The organism is Mucilaginibacter sp. P4_D1 (assembly GCF_056401935.1).
The window spans coordinates 24369-40690 of sequence record NZ_JBFUIJ010000007.1 but is presented as its reverse complement, the minus strand read 5'-3'; the positions used below and the strand labels follow the sequence as shown (position 1 = coordinate 40690).

At 42.3% G+C, this 16322-nt stretch carries 15 protein-coding genes; 8 read left to right on the top strand and 7 right to left on the bottom strand.

Annotated features, from left to right (window positions below; translation table 11 throughout):
* Window positions 1-1503 carry a sodium:solute symporter gene (locus AC1DV1_RS08965; RefSeq protein ID WP_477357752.1) on the bottom strand — a complete coding sequence of 501 codons (1503 nt, stop codon included), beginning with the start codon at window positions 1501-1503 and terminating at the stop codon, window positions 1-3.
* A 303-nt stretch (window positions 1504-1806) separates the two neighbouring features.
* On the opposite strand from AC1DV1_RS08965, the gene recR reads away from it, so the two are divergent.
* From recR to AC1DV1_RS08950, 3 genes are read left to right on the top strand one after another with little or no spacing between them, the layout of a single operon-like run.
* Complete coding sequence (recR, locus tag AC1DV1_RS08960) at window positions 1807-2424, top strand: recombination mediator RecR (RefSeq protein ID WP_090649569.1); 618 nt, start codon at window positions 1807-1809, stop codon at window positions 2422-2424.
* 3 nt (window positions 2425-2427) lie between these two features.
* Entirely contained in the window at window positions 2428-3261 is an 834-nt protein-coding gene (locus AC1DV1_RS08955; RefSeq protein ID WP_477357749.1) for a glycosyltransferase family 2 protein, read from the top strand.
* Window positions 3248-4063 carry an SDR family oxidoreductase gene (locus AC1DV1_RS08950; RefSeq protein ID WP_477357746.1) on the top strand — a complete coding sequence of 272 codons (816 nt, stop codon included), beginning with the start codon at window positions 3248-3250 and terminating at the stop codon, window positions 4061-4063. Before AC1DV1_RS08955 ends, AC1DV1_RS08950 begins: the two co-directional genes overlap by 14 nt.
* A 150-nt stretch (window positions 4064-4213) precedes the next feature.
* Here AC1DV1_RS08950 and AC1DV1_RS08945 read toward each other — a convergent pair whose 3' ends face one another.
* Window positions 4214-5158 (bottom strand): ion channel, encoded by a 945-nt coding sequence (locus tag AC1DV1_RS08945; protein WP_477357743.1) that lies wholly within the window; start codon window positions 5156-5158, stop codon window positions 4214-4216.
* Window positions 5159-5600: 442 nt separating this feature from the next.
* Here AC1DV1_RS08945 and trpD point away from each other — a divergent pair, with 442 nt between their 5' ends.
* From trpD to trpA, 5 genes are read left to right on the top strand one after another with little or no spacing between them, the layout of a single operon-like run.
* Complete coding sequence (gene trpD, locus AC1DV1_RS08940; RefSeq protein WP_477357740.1) at window positions 5601-6590, top strand: anthranilate phosphoribosyltransferase; 990 nt, start codon at window positions 5601-5603, stop codon at window positions 6588-6590.
* A gap of 2 nt (window positions 6591-6592) precedes the next feature.
* Window positions 6593-7237, top strand: a complete 645-nt coding sequence (locus tag AC1DV1_RS08935; RefSeq protein WP_477357737.1) for a phosphoribosylanthranilate isomerase — start codon at window positions 6593-6595, stop codon at window positions 7235-7237.
* Window positions 7221-8402, top strand: a complete 1182-nt coding sequence (gene trpB, locus AC1DV1_RS08930) for a tryptophan synthase subunit beta (protein ID WP_477357734.1) — start codon at window positions 7221-7223, stop codon at window positions 8400-8402. The genes AC1DV1_RS08935 and trpB overlap by 17 nt, the downstream gene beginning before the upstream one ends.
* Window positions 8403-8405: 3 nt before the next feature.
* Window positions 8406-8855: a hypothetical protein gene (locus AC1DV1_RS08925; protein WP_477357731.1), complete on the top strand. Its 450-nt coding sequence runs from the start codon at window positions 8406-8408 to the stop codon at window positions 8853-8855.
* Between the two features lie 39 nt (window positions 8856-8894).
* Window positions 8895-9665 (top strand): tryptophan synthase subunit alpha, encoded by a 771-nt coding sequence (trpA, locus tag AC1DV1_RS08920; protein ID WP_477357728.1) that lies wholly within the window; start codon window positions 8895-8897, stop codon window positions 9663-9665.
* Between the two features lie 38 nt (window positions 9666-9703).
* Here the strand turns inward: trpA and AC1DV1_RS08915 are convergent, their stop codons facing one another.
* The 5 genes from AC1DV1_RS08915 to AC1DV1_RS08895 all read right to left on the bottom strand — a co-directional run bounded on the left by AC1DV1_RS08915 (window position 9704) and on the right by AC1DV1_RS08895 (window position 15668).
* The gene (locus tag AC1DV1_RS08915; protein WP_477357725.1) at window positions 9704-9853 is read right to left on the bottom strand and encodes a hypothetical protein; all 150 of its coding nucleotides are present in this window, start codon (window positions 9851-9853) and stop codon (window positions 9704-9706) included.
* Between the two features lie 277 nt (window positions 9854-10130).
* The gene (locus AC1DV1_RS08910; protein ID WP_477357722.1) at window positions 10131-11318 is read right to left on the bottom strand and encodes a tetratricopeptide repeat protein; all 1188 of its coding nucleotides are present in this window, start codon (window positions 11316-11318) and stop codon (window positions 10131-10133) included.
* A 42-nt stretch (window positions 11319-11360) separates the two neighbouring features.
* The gene (locus tag AC1DV1_RS08905) at window positions 11361-11981 is read right to left on the bottom strand and encodes an L-threonylcarbamoyladenylate synthase (RefSeq protein ID WP_477357719.1); all 621 of its coding nucleotides are present in this window, start codon (window positions 11979-11981) and stop codon (window positions 11361-11363) included.
* Between the two features lie 612 nt (window positions 11982-12593).
* Window positions 12594-14717 carry an ATP-binding response regulator gene (locus tag AC1DV1_RS08900; RefSeq protein ID WP_477357716.1) on the bottom strand — a complete coding sequence of 708 codons (2124 nt, stop codon included), beginning with the start codon at window positions 14715-14717 and terminating at the stop codon, window positions 12594-12596.
* Window positions 14718-15314: 597 nt separating this feature from the next.
* A complete protein-coding gene (locus AC1DV1_RS08895; RefSeq protein WP_477357713.1) occupies window positions 15315-15668 on the bottom strand; it encodes a hypothetical protein in 354 nt (117 codons plus the stop codon).
* Window positions 15669-16322 lie beyond the last annotated feature (654 nt).

Sequence of the window (16322 nt, the reverse complement as noted above, 5' to 3'; positions counted from 1 at the left end):
TTACCCTGCCACAACTTTCGGACTTCCAGTCTTCCTGTCTTTCGGACTCGAACTCAGCAACAAGCCGACAAAGGTAATTAATCCGTTAACAATGATGAGCTCATTGCTAAAAACATATCCGCCCAAAAGCGATTTTGATTCGGCATTTAAAAAGTAGCATATAGCAGGCGATGCCACACAAATAAAGGGTACCAGCTTATCCCTCACCTGCCTGTTACTTACAAATAAACCAAAGGAGTAAAGCCCCAGTAACGGCCCGTACGTGTACGATGCAACAGTAAATATGGCGCTCACCACCGCATCGTTGTTAATAGCATTAAATATCACAATGGTTAAAAACATCAGCCCCGAAAAGGCAATATGCACCATATGGCGTGTGCCTACCTTTTTTTTGCTGTTAAGATCGGTGCTTTTGTTAAATCCTAAAAAATCTACGCAAAAAGAGGTAGTAAGCGCGGTAAGTGCCGAATCGGTGGTAGCAAAGGTTGCCGCTGTAAGCCCCAGCATGAAAACCATAGCCGGTATAATACCCAAATGTTGCAGGGCGATGGTAGGGTACAGGTAGTCGGTTTTATTCACATGGATGCCGTATTTGCTGGCGTACATCCAAAGCAAAGCGCCTACGCTTAAAAAGAATATATTAATGACAACAAATACCCCGGTAAAGCTGAACATGTTTTTTTGGGCTTCCTTGATGTTTTTAAGGCTCAGGTTTTTTTGCATCAGGTCCTGGTCAAGCCCAACCATACCGATGGTTATGAATATGCCACCTAAAAAGGCTTTTGTAAAATGGAATTTGCTGGTCAGGAAATCGTTAAAGAAAAATATTTTGGCATAACTGCTGTTTTTAATAGCATCGGCAGCCTCAAAAATATTCAGGTGCAGGCTGCTACAAATGAAGTATATCGACAGAAATACAGATAAAACGAGGAAGAAAGTCTGTAAACTATCGGTGATAATAATGGTTTTTAATCCCCCTTTAAACGTGTACGACCAGATAAGCACCAAACAAATGAGGACTGTAACGGCAAAAGGAATATGGTAACTATCAAAAATAAATTTCTGTAAAACAATAACAACCAGGTACAACCGGAAGGATGAGCCGATAACCCTGCTGATGAGGAATATCCCGGCGGCGGTTTTATAGCTCCAGGTGCCTAAGGCGCCCTCGATATAACTGTATATTGAGGTGAGTTTTAACCGGTAATAAAGCGGAAGCAATACTGTTGCAATGATGAGAAAGCCGGCAGCGTTGCCCAGCACAAACTGGAAGTAAGAAAACTGATCGCCGGAGGGCGCGCCAACTTTGCCCGGTACCGAAATAAAGGTTACACCACTCAGGGCGGTGCCAATCATCCCGAAGGCTACCAGGTACCATTTAGAGTTGCGGTTGGCTACAAAAAAAGTATCATTATCTGATGCTTTGCGGGATGTAAGCCAGGAAATAACCAGCAACACTAAAAAATAACCGATAATAAATGATAATAGTATTCCTGGCGACATAGATGTATTTTTAGTCCGGAAAGTCGGTAAGTCCGAAAGTCCGGAAGTAGATCCGAAAGCCGGAAAGATCCGTAAAGTCCGAAAGTGAGTTGCAAAGTACAGAACAAATTAACTATTCACAAACTTTAGTCCGAAAGTCCGGAAGACGGGAAGTCCGAAAGTGGGAAAAAGGCCCTGAAGTCGGAAAGTAAATTGCATAAAGCAGAAGAAATTATCAAAATACAAACTTTAATCTTCCCGATTTCCCGACTTTCGGACTTTCCGACTTTCCCAACTTCCCGACTTATTCCTTAACTTCGCACTATGAATTTTTCGTCCAAATTACTGGAAAATGCTGTAGCAGAATTTGCCAAATTACCTGGGGTGGGTCAAAAAACCGCGCTCAGGTTGGTGCTGCATTTGCTAAACCAGGATAAACAGGATGTTGAACGATTTAGCACCACCGTGAGCAAGCTGCGTAACGAGATTATGTTTTGCTCGGTTTGTCACAACATATCCGATCATGCCGTGTGCGAGATTTGCTCGTCGCACAAACGCGACCGCAGCCTTATTTGCGTGGTTGAGGATACCCGCGACGTAATGGCTATTGAAAATACCAACCAATACAATGGCGTATATCACGTATTAGGTGGCTTAATATCGCCAATGGATGGGGTAGGGCCATCGGATTTGCAGGTTGATACCCTGGTTGAACGCCTGAAGGAAAACGAAGCCAAAGAGATCATTTTTGCCCTTAGCGCCACCATGGAGGGCGATACCACTTTGTTTTATTTAAACAAGCGCATAAAATCTTTCCACATTACCATATCAACCATAGCCCGTGGCATAGCCTTTGGAGGTGAATTGGAGTACGTAGATGAGATCACCCTCGGGCGGTCTATCGCTACACGTGTTCCGTATGAAAATTCATTGTCAAAGTAAGGTATGAAACTCTCTGTCATCATTGTAAATTACAATACCTGTGATATGCTCAGGATAGCGCTTAATTCGGTAATAAGGGCCGCTGTGGGCATTAATTACGAGGTTTTTGTGGTGGATAATGCCTCGGCAGACAAATCTGTAGAGATGCTAAGCGGTGAGTTTCCTGATGTTAAAGTAATTGCCAACACCAGCAACCAGGGGCTGGCAATAGCTTATAACCAAGGAATTAAAGAGACTACCGGAGAGTATGTTTTAGTAGTCAGTGCGGATACAATTACAGGCAAAAAGACTTTTGAGAAGGCGCTGGAATTTATGGATATGCATTTGGATGCCGGAGGGATGGGTGTACGGATGATAACGCCTGACGGCCGTTTCCTTGCCGAATCAAAACATGGGTTTACCGAACCCTGGGCCGTGTTTTTTAAACTGACAGGTCTGGCCAAATATTTTTCAAAATCGCGCCTTACCGATGTACAGCGTAAAGATTGGGTGGAGGAGTTTCAAACTTCAGAAACCGATGTGCTTAACGGCGCTTTTATGCTGATGCGTAAAGAAGCTATTGATAAAGCCGGGCTGTTTGATGAGCGTTTTCATACCTATGGATATGATATCGACCTCAGTTACCGTATCAGGCTTGCCGGGTTTAAAAATTATTACTTTCCCAAAACGTATATCATCAACTTCAATAGCCGTAATAATGTGAAATTTAGCTGGGATTATCTTAAGGAATTTTATGGTGCGATGATTATCTTCGCCGCCAAATATTWATTTAAGGTGCCCGAAATTAAAGTGGAGGGTTTGCCGCAGCTATTCCCTTCAACTTATGAAGTTAAATGATAAAGTTATAGTAATTACCGGGGCGTCATCCGGCATCGGAAAATCGTTAGCTATCGAATGTGCCAAACGCGGCGCAACCGTGGTTTTGGCAGCCCGACAGTATGTAACCCTTTGCGTAATAACCCAGGATATTGAAAGGCGCTACCAAACCAAAGCCCTGGCTGTACAATGCGATGTAACTATCGAGGATGATTGTGCTCAATTAATTAAACAAACCCTCATCACCTTTGGTAAAATCGATGTGTTGATAAATAATGCAGGCATATCTATGCGGGCGTTGTTTAAAGATGTTGATTTAAAGGTACTTAAATCATTAATGGATGTTAACTTTTGGGGCGCGGTGTATTGTACCAAATACGCACTGCCCGAAATTACCAAAACCAAAGGCAGCATAGTAGGCGTATCATCCATAGCGGGCTATAAAGGCTTGCCCGGCCGCGCGGGATATTCTGCTTCAAAGTTTGCCATGAATGGTTTTTTGGATGCCTTGCGGGTCGAAAACCTGAAAACCGGTGTACATGTATTAACCGCTTGTCCCGGCTTTACCGCATCAAACATCCGCAATACCGCGCTTAATAAAGAAGGAGTAGAACAGCGCGAAAGCACCCTGGAAGAAGATAAAATGATGACAGCCGACCAGGTAGCCAGGGTAATTGTAAATGGCATTGAAAATCGCTCGCGCACCCTGGTTTTAACCCTGCAGGGCAAACTTACAGTATTGCTTAGTAAGCTACTGCCAGCCTTTTTAGATAAGATGGTTTATAATGTATTTGCCAGGGAGAAGAATCCGCTGCTTAAGTAGTTCATTGGTTCATTTTTCTGAACCGGAATTCATCGAATTAAAGAATTTATTGAATTTTGCTTTTCAAATTCTGTTAATCCAGCGAATTCTGAAAATTCCGGTTCAGACAACAAAGCGATAAGACCAATGAACTAATGAACAAATGGTGAACTAATGAACCAATTGATATTCACTTATCTTACTCATATCCAAAATAGCCTGTCCGTCTTCATCACGATGAAATACAGGTACAAATTTGGCGCCCCAAACCACGTCCGAATAGATATAGGATGTTCGGGAATGTACAGTTTGTGAAAAGGTATCATCAAAGGTTTTAAGGATGACGGATAAACTGGCCTGTTTAGCTTCCAGTTCCTCCTGGGTCATGTCTTTTAATGGGCTGTTTTCATCAAGTGGATGCACCACCGTCCAGTTTACTGTCAAAATGCTCACAAACTTTCGTTCCAGTTCCAGTTGAAAAAACTTGCGGATCACCTTGCCGTTCACTTCTTCGTTATAGCCAAATACCACCTCAATCTCGAGGTCTATCAATATGTTACGCCTTAAATTGGCCAGCCTGAACATGAGCCCCCAGCCCTTATCACGGTAAGGAGCAACCAACACATTATCGCTATACAATATTTTAGCCGACGGCCTGGAAAACCGCCCGTATAATAAGCCAGTAGCTAAGGCAAAGGCCAATAAGCCCATCATCGATTCTAAAGCGGCCACACTGTTTGCGGCCATTCCCTTCGGACTGATGTGTCCATAACCCACGGTCGAAATAGTTTGGGCCGAAAAAAAGAACGCATCCATAAAACGGTCGAATACAGTATTGCCACTGCGGCCATCAAGCACGTCAGGACCCAATGAAATGTAGATGCATGCAAATATGATGTTGGCTGTAAAGTACCCGCTAAAAACAATAACCCAAAACTTGCGCCAGCTCATGGTAATAAGCGAGTGATAATTGTTTGCGGTAGAGAAACGCGGCAAGCCGGTACGCCTTACGTTGATAGATCCATCTTTATTAATAACCGGCTGGCTTTTTACCACAGGCTGCGTGCCAAAGCCAAGGTCATCTTCGGGGTTTATTTTTTCTTGATGTATAGCCATGTTTAATTATTGAATTACTGAGTTATTGAATTATTGATTTGAGCTGCAAAGGTGCTATTTTCATAATTCCGTAAAACAATATATTGGTTGCTGATAGTTCATTACAAATATTCATTTAATTTTTTATTCAATAATTCAATAATTCAATAATTCAATAATTCAATAATTCAATAATTCAAATTTATCTGTTTGTTTTTATAAAAACTATTTCCATATTTGTGGCATAAATGAAAATGAACGCATTAAACAACAATTGGTGGTGGCTTAACGAGATATCGTAAGGCAATTCCGTGTTTGTTTAAAAAAATATATTCAAAGGAAGGGTTGCCATACGGTAACCCTTTTTTTATTAGCCCCCCCGGCCCCCTGAAGGGGGAGGGAAAAAGTCGGGGGGAGTTGAGTTAACAATTAAAAAGTACCCCCCTTTAGGGGGCCAGGGGGCATGAAACAGATACTTAATCATCTATTCGAACACAAAACCTTTAGCCGGGAGCAATCAAAAGGGATTTTGATAAACATAGCTCAGGGTAAGTATAACAACTCGCAAATGGCTGCGTTTATGACGGCTTATTGTATGCGCAGTATTACCGTTGATGAGCTGGAAGGCTTTCGCGATGCGATGCTGGAACTTTGCCTGCCCATTGATTTGCAAACCAGCGAACTGATAGATTTGTGCGGAACCGGTGGCGATGGTAAGGATACCTTTAATATATCTACTCTTGCATCTTTTGTAGTAGCGGGAGCGGGTTATAAGGTAGCCAAACACGGTAACTACGGTGTATCATCGGGTTGCGGCTCGTCAAACGTGATGGAGTATTTGGGGTACCAGTTTACCAACGATGCTGACAAACTGAAACGCGGAATTGACAAGGCCAACATCTGCTTTTTGCATGCACCGCTGTTTCATCCGGCCATGAAAACGGTAGCGCCTATCCGCAGGGAACTGGGGGTGAAAACATTTTTTAATATGCTTGGTCCGCTGGTTAATCCGGCGAAGCCTGAAAACCAGCTGGTTGGTGTTTTTAACCTGGAGTTGGCAAGGGTATATGCTTACCTTTACCAAAAATCGACCACTAAATATACCATAGTGAATGCTTTGGAGGGTTATGATGAGGTTTCCCTTACCTGCGATTTCAAAACCTTCTCGGCCGAGGGAGAAAAGATAAATAGCGTTGAAGCACTGGGTTTTGAAAAGCTTCATCCATCAGAAATTACCGGTGGCGATACCGTAAGTGCCTCTGCCGCAATATTTAGCAGCGTGCTTAATGGTGATGGTACCAACGCGCAAAACAATGTAGTGCTATCCAACGCGGCCCTGGCTATCAGGACTATTAACCCCGAAAAAACTTTTGCCGATTGCTTTTACGAGGCCGAGGAAGCCCTGCTAAGCAAAAAAGCGCTGAATAGTTTTAACCTGCTATTGCAAAACTAAACATGAAAATAAAAGTTTGCGGTTTAAAAGATCCAGAAAATATTAAAGCGGTTGCCGCTTTAAACCCCGATTACCTGGGCTTTATTTGCTACGGGCTTTCGCCGCGATATATTGGTCAATTATCTGCAGAAACATTCAAAAAACTACCAGGAAACATTAAAAAAACAGCAGTTTTTGTGAATGAAAGCGCACAAATAGTCAACTCTTTAATACACGCCTACAATTTTGATGTAATACAACTACATGGCAACGAATCGCCGGAATTTAGTCACAGTTTTCGGGATAGGGTTACCGTGTTTAAAGCATTTGGATTGGATGAGAATTTCGACTTTAGCCAGCTGGATAATTACGTAAACAAAGTAGACTATTTCCTGTTCGATACAAAAACTGCCGCCTACGGTGGCTCGGGTAAAACTTTTGACTGGGGGATGCTGGAAAATTATAAACTGGATGTCCCCTTCTTTTTGTCGGGCGGCATCAGCCTTGATAACCTGGAAGAAATTAAAAAGATTAACCACCCGCAATTTTACGGGGTAGATTTAAATAGCCGTTTTGAAACGGCGCCGGGTGTTAAAGATACCGGCAAACTAAAACAAGCATTTGATATCATCAACAAGCAAACTATTACAAATGAAATACGGAGTTAACGAGCAAGGTTATTATGGCGATTTTGGCGGCGCCTATATCCCCGAAATGCTTTATCCAAATGTTGAGGAGTTACGACTTCAATATATCGACATTATTAATGATCCCGGTTTTAAAGCCGAATTTGACGACTTGCTGAAAAACTATGTGGGCAGGCCTTCGCCGCTATATCATGCTAAAAGATATTCGGAAAAGTATGGGGCCAACATATTTTTTAAACGCGAGGACCTGAACCATACCGGATCGCACAAGATTAACAATGCTATCGGGCAAATTCTGCTGGCTAAGCGCTTAGGTAAAAAACGTATTATTGCCGAAACCGGCGCCGGGCAGCATGGTGTGGCCACAGCTACTGTTTGTGCCTTGATGGGTATTGAATGCGTGGTTTACATGGGCGCGGTTGACATGGAACGCCAGGCCCCCAATGTATCGCGTATGAAGATGCTGGGTGCTACGGTAAGGCCGGCTACATCGGGCAGTAAAACATTGAAGGATGCCACCAATGAGGCCCTGCGCGATTGGATAGGCAACCCCGTTGATACCCATTACATCATCGGATCGGTGGTTGGGCCGTACCCTTTTCCGGATATGGTGGCCAGGTTCCAGTCGGTGATTTCCGAGGAGACCAAAAAACAGTTATTGGAGCAAACCGGTAACGACCTGCCTCAATACGTAATGGCTTGTGTAGGTGGCGGCAGTAACGCCATGGGCATGTTTTACCATTTTTTGGATGATGGAGACGTGAAGCTGGTTGCAGTTGAAGCAGCAGGCAAAGGTGTCGACAGCGGCCACTCGGCAGCAACCACATTTTTGGGACAGGAAGGTGTGCTGCATGGCAGCCGTACTATACTCATGCAAACACAGGATGGGCAGGTGGTTGAACCATACTCAATATCGGCCGGGCTGGATTACCCGGGTATTGGTCCGCAGCATGCGCACCTGTACAAAATAAATCGCGCCCAATATACCAGCATTACCGATGATGAGGCCTTACAGGCAGGCTTATTATGCTCGCAAATGGAAGGCATTATCCCGGCCATTGAAACAGCCCACGCACTGGCACAACTGGAAAAGATGACATTCAAAGCCGATGATAACGTTGTTATCTGTATCTCGGGCCGGGGCGATAAGGATTTGGATACTTATATTAAGCACTTCAACTATTAAGCTGTGGCTGTAATTAAATATCACGATTGGCTTATAGAGACCGATAGAGAACAAAACGAACAGCTATATAAGCAAGTTGAAACAACGGGAACGCAAAGTTGTGGATGCGAAAACTGCAAATATTTTGATAGTATAAGCCATCGGGTTTTTCCTGCCGAGACAAGGGAGTTATTTGAAGCGCTGGGGGTGGATATTAACAAAAATTGTGATGTTTCTGATTTTGGGACAGAAGAAACCGGTCATATGTTTCTTGGTCGTTTTCAATTTGTTGGAAGCTTACTTGAGGGACACGATAGTAGCGTTCCGACAGCAAGCGGTGGCTTTACTGTAGATCTGCTGCCGCTGAATGACACATTTAAAATAGGATTTACAAAATTGATCTCTGATTCATTTTTTAAAGACGTGCCTAACCTGGTACAGATTGAATTTATGGCCAGGGAGCTTTACGGATAAATTAAGAGTTGAAAAATAATTACTAAACAGGGTTAAAATATGAACCGCCTAAACGAGCTTTTCGCTACCAAAAAGAATAATTTATTATCTATATACTTTACCGCGGGTTATCCCGCGCTAAATACTACCGTTGATATTGCCGAGGCTTTGGAAAAAGCCGGGGCCGATTTCCTTGAAATTGGTTTCCCGTACTCGGATCCCGTGGCCGATGGACCAACAATTCAGCACAGTTCTGAACAGGCTTTGGAAAATGGCATGACCCTTAACGTGCTGTTTGAAGAACTGACCGAACTACGTAAGCGCGTTACTATCCCTATTTTATTAATGGGTTATTTTAACCCCATAGTACAATACGGTATCGAACGTTTTTGCAAAAAGGCAGTTGAATTAGGTGTAGATGGCGTAATAGTGCCCGATTTGCCTATGTACGAGTACGAGGCCAAATACGCCAATTATTTTACAGATAACAACCTGAGCAATATATTCCTGGTTACCCCGCAAACATCCGAAGATCGCATTCGTAAAATTGACGAACTGAGCAACAGTTTTATATACCTGCTTTCGTCATCTTCCATCACTGGCGGCAGCTTGCAGCTAACCAATAGTATCGAAGATTATTACAAACGCATTAAAGCAATGGAACTTAAAAATCCAACTATCATAGGTTTCGGTATCTCGGATAATAATACCTTTAAGCAGGCATGTGCTTACGCAAACGGTGCTATTGTAGGTAGTAAGTTTGTGAAGCTGCTGGCTGAAGAGGGGTATATGGAGAAGATATCGGGATTTATTAAGGGGATAAGGCCGTAACGGTAAAGTGAATGCAACCTAACATTAAAAAAAGATTGTCATTCTTCCTTCAGGGTTTCGCCAAATTTTACCACTACCCATGACATGTTCGATTTTCCTGTCATCCTGAGGAACGAAGGATCTATCAGCTGTGCGTGACCGATAGAAAGGTTCGCGAATAGATACTTCGTACTTACTACCCATGACATGTTGGGGGGCGAGGTGTGTAGGCCTATCACCCTGAGCCTGTCTAAGGGTCGCGCGTAGAGGCCTTTGCCCACCTTGGTTCGACAAGCTCACTATGACAGCCTCTGTGCGACGTCATTCCTCGTTAAGAATGTTGCGGAATTCTATCACTAAGGATGACAACGGAACAGTATATATCATGAATACATTTCCAACTCCCCTTTACCGCACATATGTTGGTGCTTAAATCGACAATATACCGGGAAGATAGCACTGAGGGCACAGCCATCGGGAAAAAAATTAATGATTTGGACTACCGGCTAACTTATCACCCGCAATCTTTATATATTGGTCAATCATATGTGTAAGCGGGTCTATTTTAAAAGCTACTTGCAGTTGCTCCATTGCTTTGATATAATCTCCCAATTCTAAATAGTAGATACCCAGGTTTCTATAGGCATAGGCATTTTTATCATCTAATCTGATGGCCGTATCAATGTCGGCTAAAGCTTTATCAGTCATTTTCATCATAAGATGAGTAAAAGCCCGGTTTGAATAACCATAACTAAATTCAGCATTAATAGTTAATACTCTGTCAAAATCGGCCAGGGCCTCGGGGTATTGTTCAAACACGTTATATGTAAATCCCCGGTTGCAAATGGAAAAGATATTGTTTTCATTCAGCGCGATAGACCTGTTATAAAAGTCCATAGCCTGCTCATGTTCATTTAATTGCGAAAGTGTATAACCAATATTACACGAAAGGTCGCTATCTAAAATAAAATCGAGCTGATAGATAAACCGGCTATAAAATGCTTTTGCCATTTTATATTCCCCTAATTCGCTGTACGCCCTAATTACTACGCTTAACATATCAGGACTTATCCATTCGTCTCTTACTTTTTCGAATAATTTAATAGCCTCGCGATAATTTTGAGCCTCGTATAAGTCACAAGCTGCAAAATAATCGGCCTTTTCTTTCCTCGATTTGAGCAACCGTAACAATTGGTAACCATCGCAGTAAGTTTGGGAGCCATCGGCAAGGATAATTGCTTTTTTAGAAGGGTATATGTTCCTCAGATCTATAAGCGCCGAAATCGAAAGAACCATGGCAAATACTTTCAACGAACCGTGGAGGTTGAATGAAAAGGTTATCCAAAGTGCAATACCGGCAATTATTAGGGACATTAGCGGACCGAGTAAAATGACAGTAAACTGTTTGCTAAGCTTTAGGCTGGATGTGTTGCTGCGCACCATGCCTCTTCGCCATGTTAAGGGGTTCAGTAAAAAATGAATGGCTAACCTGTTTGATAAATTAATTTTTCGCGATTTTTCATCATCGCCATAAGTACCCAAATAAATGCTCACTTTTTCTTTTGTGAAAATAAGCGAGGGGATAGCATGGCCAACCTCGTGTAAAAAAGTAGTGGTCGCGCTTGTAACAATAAATAACAGGTAAAGGCAAAAAAGGATGGTTGCGTAATCCAAGGTTTATAGGTTAAGCTATAAAAATAAGGATATAAAACGTTTTTACAAATACATCTCCAAATCTCCCTTACCCTCACGAATTACTTCAAACTCGCCGTTGGTACAGTCAACCACGGTTGATGCTACGTTATCTCCGTAGCCGCCATCAATTACGATATCAACAAGGCTCTCATACTTTTCGTAGATCAGTTCCGGGTCGGTAGAGTATTCGATGATATCATCATCGTCGCGGATAGAGGTGGATAGGATGGGGTTGCCCAATACGCGTACAATTTCGCGGGCAATATCATTGTCAGGAACACGGATACCAACCGTTTTTTTGTTGCTGCTTAATAGCTTGGGCACTTTATGGCTTGCGTTAAATATAAAGGTGAACGGGCCAGGCAGCGCTTTTTTAAGCACACGGAACGTTGCGTTATCTATCGGTTTGATATAATCAGAGATGTGGCTTAAATCGTAGCAGATGAAGGAAAAATTAGCCTTTTCGGGTTTAATGTTCCTGATTTTGCAGATGGCTTCAATAGCTTTATGGTTGGTGATATCGCAACCAAGCCCGTAGATGGTATCTGTAGGATAAATAATCAATCCGCCTTTGCGCAGCACTTCAACAACCTGCTCTATCGCTTTAGGATTCGGATTTTCGGGATATATTTTAATGAGCATATTTAATAGACAAATATACGCTGAAGTAGTTTAAAAAAATGTATGTAATAAAAGCGAGGTCGTTTTTAATATGAATGATTTGTTGCTGTTCGAAAACCTGTTGCTGTTCGAGGTCTCCGACTTCGAATCACTATGTCTGTAGTCTCCAGACTACAGTGTTTTCTTTCGAATATGAAATCTTATGGTATACTTATATTATCAAGTGGTTGCTGTAGTTGCAAATTACAAACATAATCGTCCGAAGTCGGAGACTTCGAACAGCAGGGCAGTTTTTTTATAAATATAAAAACGAGATGCTATGCTTATGATTTAATCATCCTGGATATCGAGTAGTTGAAAAACACATATCCTAATATTGGAATTAGGCACACTATAATGAGCCATTTTAAATGTGTTACAAAAGACATTACCTCCCGATATCTGCGGCTGACTATTATGAACCTAATAATTAAATAAAAATGAATTACCGGTAAAATCCATAGCAGGCTTATTAATAAGCTAACAAGAAAGGATGAGGTTTGGTTCATATTGTTATTTTAAAAATTTGATTTTGGCATTACCCTCTGTTCGTCGGAAACTTCGGACAGCCTGGTTAACCACACTACTGTATGTTCAATTTAAATTTACCGGGTTCGGTTTTAATACCTTAACCACTGTATCCACCAATTGTGTATCTACAACAGATTTTTCGATAACATCGGCAAACCCCATATCTAAGTATTTTTCTGCAGCTGCCGTTACGCCGCTTATAGCAATTACAGGTAACTTACCGGAGGTGTTTGATTTTTGTATGGCGGTCAATAATTCGGCAACATCTGTTTCAGGTGCTGGCAAAGCTGCAAGCACAACGTTTACATCGTTTTTGGCAATTATCTCTAATGCTTGTTTTGCGTTGCCTGCCTGTAAAAAATTGATATTCCACCGGGCCAGTATCATTTTTAACGACATTAAATCAAGCTCATTGTCGTCAACCGCCAAAATGGTAATACCATTCAACAGTAACGCAGGGTCAAGCGTGTCGGGTTTAACAACTGCCGCGGTATTGCTTTTTTCATACGGAATAGTAAAACTAAAGGTAGTGCCTGCCCCGGGCTTGCTGCTTACGGTAATATGCCCGTCCTGCAGCTTTACCAGCTGTTTGCAAATAAATAAGCCCAGGCCGGTGCCTGCTTTTCCATTTGATGAACTGGTTTGATAGTATTTTGAAAACAAGTTTGCCTGCTGATCCGGACTAATCCCGTCCCCGGTGTCCCTGACATCAACCATCAGCTTATTTTCCGGACTCACCAATTCGGCTATTACCCTGATGCCGCCTTCTTTGGTAAATTTAATAGCGTTGCTTAGCAGGTTAACCATAATTTGTTTAAGCCGAAGGCTATCGCCCAGTAAAATAGCGTCTTTGTCGCCTTTAAAATGATAATCTAACGTTAACCCCTTTTTAGTTGCACCAAACTCCATGCTTTCCACAACTGTTTTTAACGCATCATCGGGATTAAAAGATTCCGTACTGATTTTAAACTCGCTGTTTTCCATTTTTGCGGCATCCAGCGTGTCGTTCAGGGTGCGCAGCAGCATATCCGATGAGTGCTTGATAGAATCGAGCATGTCGGCTTGTTTTTGGGTAAGGTTGGTTTTACCAAAAATGTACAGGAAGCCCCTGATGGCGGTAAGCGGGTTACGTACCTCGTGGCTCATATGCAAAAGCAGGTCCATTTTTTGCTGGGCAATGGTAACCGATTGTTCAATTTCTTTGTGTAACTGCAGCTCGGCCCGGTTAAGCTGAATGATGAATAAAATGAGCAGCGTAGCAAACACAAGCACCAGGAATAAAGCAATAAGCGAGAAGGTATTTAACAACCCCGTGGTTTCCTGGTAGTTTTTAAACAATATATCCCTGAACTCGCTCGTCGCGTTGTAATTTAATTCCTTTATATCATTAATAATGCGTTCCAGCTCATTACTGATATGCGAATTCAGGCCAATCAGCTCGCGCTGCATCGTTATCAGCTTCAGGTTTTGTTGTTGCAATTGCTTCAGGCTGTTGGCATAAGCTTTCTGGTCCTTGGTTAATAGCTTTTGTGTAGATGCATTAACCTCCTTTAAATTGTTGCGGTGGTTAATTTCAATTGCCGATATCGCCTTATCGTCTTTATTGTTAATAGCATCTTTAATTCGTTTAAAAAGGCTCCTTTTTGCCGACGGCGTTATTTTTTTAACGGTATCTGTTTGGATTTTAAATGATTTATTGACGTTGCCGGAAAGCTCCTGTGCATACTTGCCGGCTTCTATATTAAATGCGGCATAAACAGTAAGCAGCGAATCGAAATTATGCTTAAGCCCGAAGAGCTGGTTAGATAGGGTTAACTTTTTTTGATACCACGACTTTATTTTATTGCTTTGGATGATGTTAAGGCTGCTTGTATCGGCATGTGCTTTAAGCAAAGTGTCCAGTTCGTTAAATGCCGAAGTTAGCTTTGTTTTATAATCGTCGCTATTTTTACTGTTGGTGTTGAGTAACGACGCCTGGAAATCGTCTTCGGCCTGGTGCAGTAATAACAATATATGCTCGGGATGGTGATTCCCCTGGCCCATGTTGTTGGCCAGTTTAGAAATGTTCTCTAACTTTTTAGTAATTGACGTGCGGACAATAAGCGCTGTAACTGAAAAAATGATGGCGAAGGCAAGGAACGCAAAAAGAATTTTTCGGGCTAAAGTTTTGGTATACGTTGTTGGCATAAAATTGCGTTTGGCACAACTACACAAAGTATAGTCAGGTTGGTAAAATTATCAAAAATTAAGCGCATTTAAATGATGATGTTGTTAATAGCCGGGAAGCATATAATGAGGTGTTGAAAAATGATAGTCATCTCGATTGTTTCGGGAGCCCATGGGCAGGTGGATCACATGATATATGCTTAGCACGTGGGATGCTGAAACAAAGTACCCATTACATGTCTATTTTCGAAACGCCTATGCCTGTCACCCYGAGCCTGTCGAAGGGTCGTGCGGGGAGGTTTTTGCCCGCTATGATTCGACAAGCTACTTATCATGTGTTTGGGTTTACACAAATATTCGGTTTTGAACGCTGGCCACCACTCACCCCGGCTACGCTTCGCCGGCGGCCCCTCTCCGGCTTACGCCGCATAGAGGGTGAACTCCATTTTTTCTTTTCTTTTTTTCGCCCCTCTATGCGACGCAGTCGAGGGGCAGACGCCCCGATATTTATCGGGGTCGTCGGGGTGAGTCGTAGCCGCCATGCGATAAACGTCACTTCCCCTGCAGGATTTAGCCGAATTGTATAACTTATAACAACGCCTGCAATATAACTTAACGCTACTTCCTTTTCAGCGTAGTATGTGCCTTAACCCCATTAGCCGCAATGTCGACGCCAATAGAATCGCCATAAAATTTGCCACTGTGTGGTATTTTGATATCGCCAAGGGTAACTGTAAACGTGAATTTATCGCCGTTAATTTTACCATCGTCAACGGGGAGTTCGCCTTTAGGGGTTTGTACAGTGCCGGTTAGTTTATCACCATCAATTTTAAAATTGTAGGTTAAGGGATATTGGTCGCCATTCTCCATGGTTAAAATTCCGCCCCAGCTTCCGCTAAAATCGGCAATGGCAGCTAAACAGGCAAAAAAGCAGCAGCACAGCAATACAGTTGTTAAGAATTTTCTTTTCATAACGTGTTGTTTTTCTGTAGCTAAAAGTACTGTTGCTATTAAAATTTATCATAAACAATAGGTTAAGTTTAATAATGGGTAGAAACTATGTTATAGTTAGAAGTTTTTCGCGCAAAGATCGCAGAGGCGCAAAGTGATTAGCTTATTTTTCTTAACGATTTTGTGCGAAAGGATTGTAAATGAGACCACGTAAGCAGTCGCCCTGCGTGGAATAGTTCAGTATAACAGATGCTGAAATTAAAATGCCATCTCTCCGAGGGTTTATCATAAAGGCGTTTTGTCAACAGTTTTATTGACGAGATATTTTGACAATAATTTTATTGACAGATTTTGTGTAGCGAGATGGGCCGTGCCTACAGCACTTTCGCGATTGTTTTAAATTACCCCGGGTTGCAACCCGGGGCTACAATATGTTTCGGGCTTATGGCCCTTAGCTGCAATTGTATGGGTAGGGGGGGATATACTCTAAGTAAAGAAAATAGAGGCATAGCCCCGGCTTGTAGTGGCGATAATAATATGATCCTTATGGGGAGAATTGGGCAGGATCTAAGAAATTCTTTAAATCAAGGAAACAGAGACATAGCGGCGGCCTATATTGCGGCAATAATATATGATCCTTAGCGGGGGGCATTGGTCAGGAACTAAGAAATACTC

Coding starts and splice junctions, on each gene's coding strand:
- trpD (WP_477357740.1), top strand. CDS start 5,601: ATGAAACAGATACTTAATCATCTATTCGAACACAAAACCTTTAGCCGG.
- AC1DV1_RS08965 (WP_477357752.1), bottom strand. CDS start 1,503: ATGTCGCCAGGAATACTATTATCATTTATTATCGGTTATTTTTTAGTG.
- AC1DV1_RS08900 (WP_477357716.1), bottom strand. CDS start 14,717: ATGCCAACAACGTATACCAAAACTTTAGCCCGAAAAATTCTTTTTGCG.
- recR (WP_090649569.1), top strand. CDS start 1,807: ATGAATTTTTCGTCCAAATTACTGGAAAATGCTGTAGCAGAATTTGCC.
- trpB (WP_477357734.1), top strand. CDS start 7,221: ATGAAATACGGAGTTAACGAGCAAGGTTATTATGGCGATTTTGGCGGC.
- AC1DV1_RS08935 (WP_477357737.1), top strand. CDS start 6,593: ATGAAAATAAAAGTTTGCGGTTTAAAAGATCCAGAAAATATTAAAGCG.
- AC1DV1_RS08905 (WP_477357719.1), bottom strand. CDS start 11,981: ATGCTCATTAAAATATATCCCGAAAATCCGAATCCTAAAGCGATAGAG.
- AC1DV1_RS08945 (WP_477357743.1), bottom strand. CDS start 5,158: ATGGCTATACATCAAGAAAAAATAAACCCCGAAGATGACCTTGGCTTT.
- AC1DV1_RS08950 (WP_477357746.1), top strand. CDS start 3,248: ATGAAGTTAAATGATAAAGTTATAGTAATTACCGGGGCGTCATCCGGC.
- AC1DV1_RS08895 (WP_477357713.1), bottom strand. CDS start 15,668: ATGAAAAGAAAATTCTTAACAACTGTATTGCTGTGCTGCTGCTTTTTT.
- trpA (WP_477357728.1), top strand. CDS start 8,895: ATGAACCGCCTAAACGAGCTTTTCGCTACCAAAAAGAATAATTTATTA.
- AC1DV1_RS08915 (WP_477357725.1), bottom strand. CDS start 9,853: ATGTCATGGGTAGTAAGTACGAAGTATCTATTCGCGAACCTTTCTATC.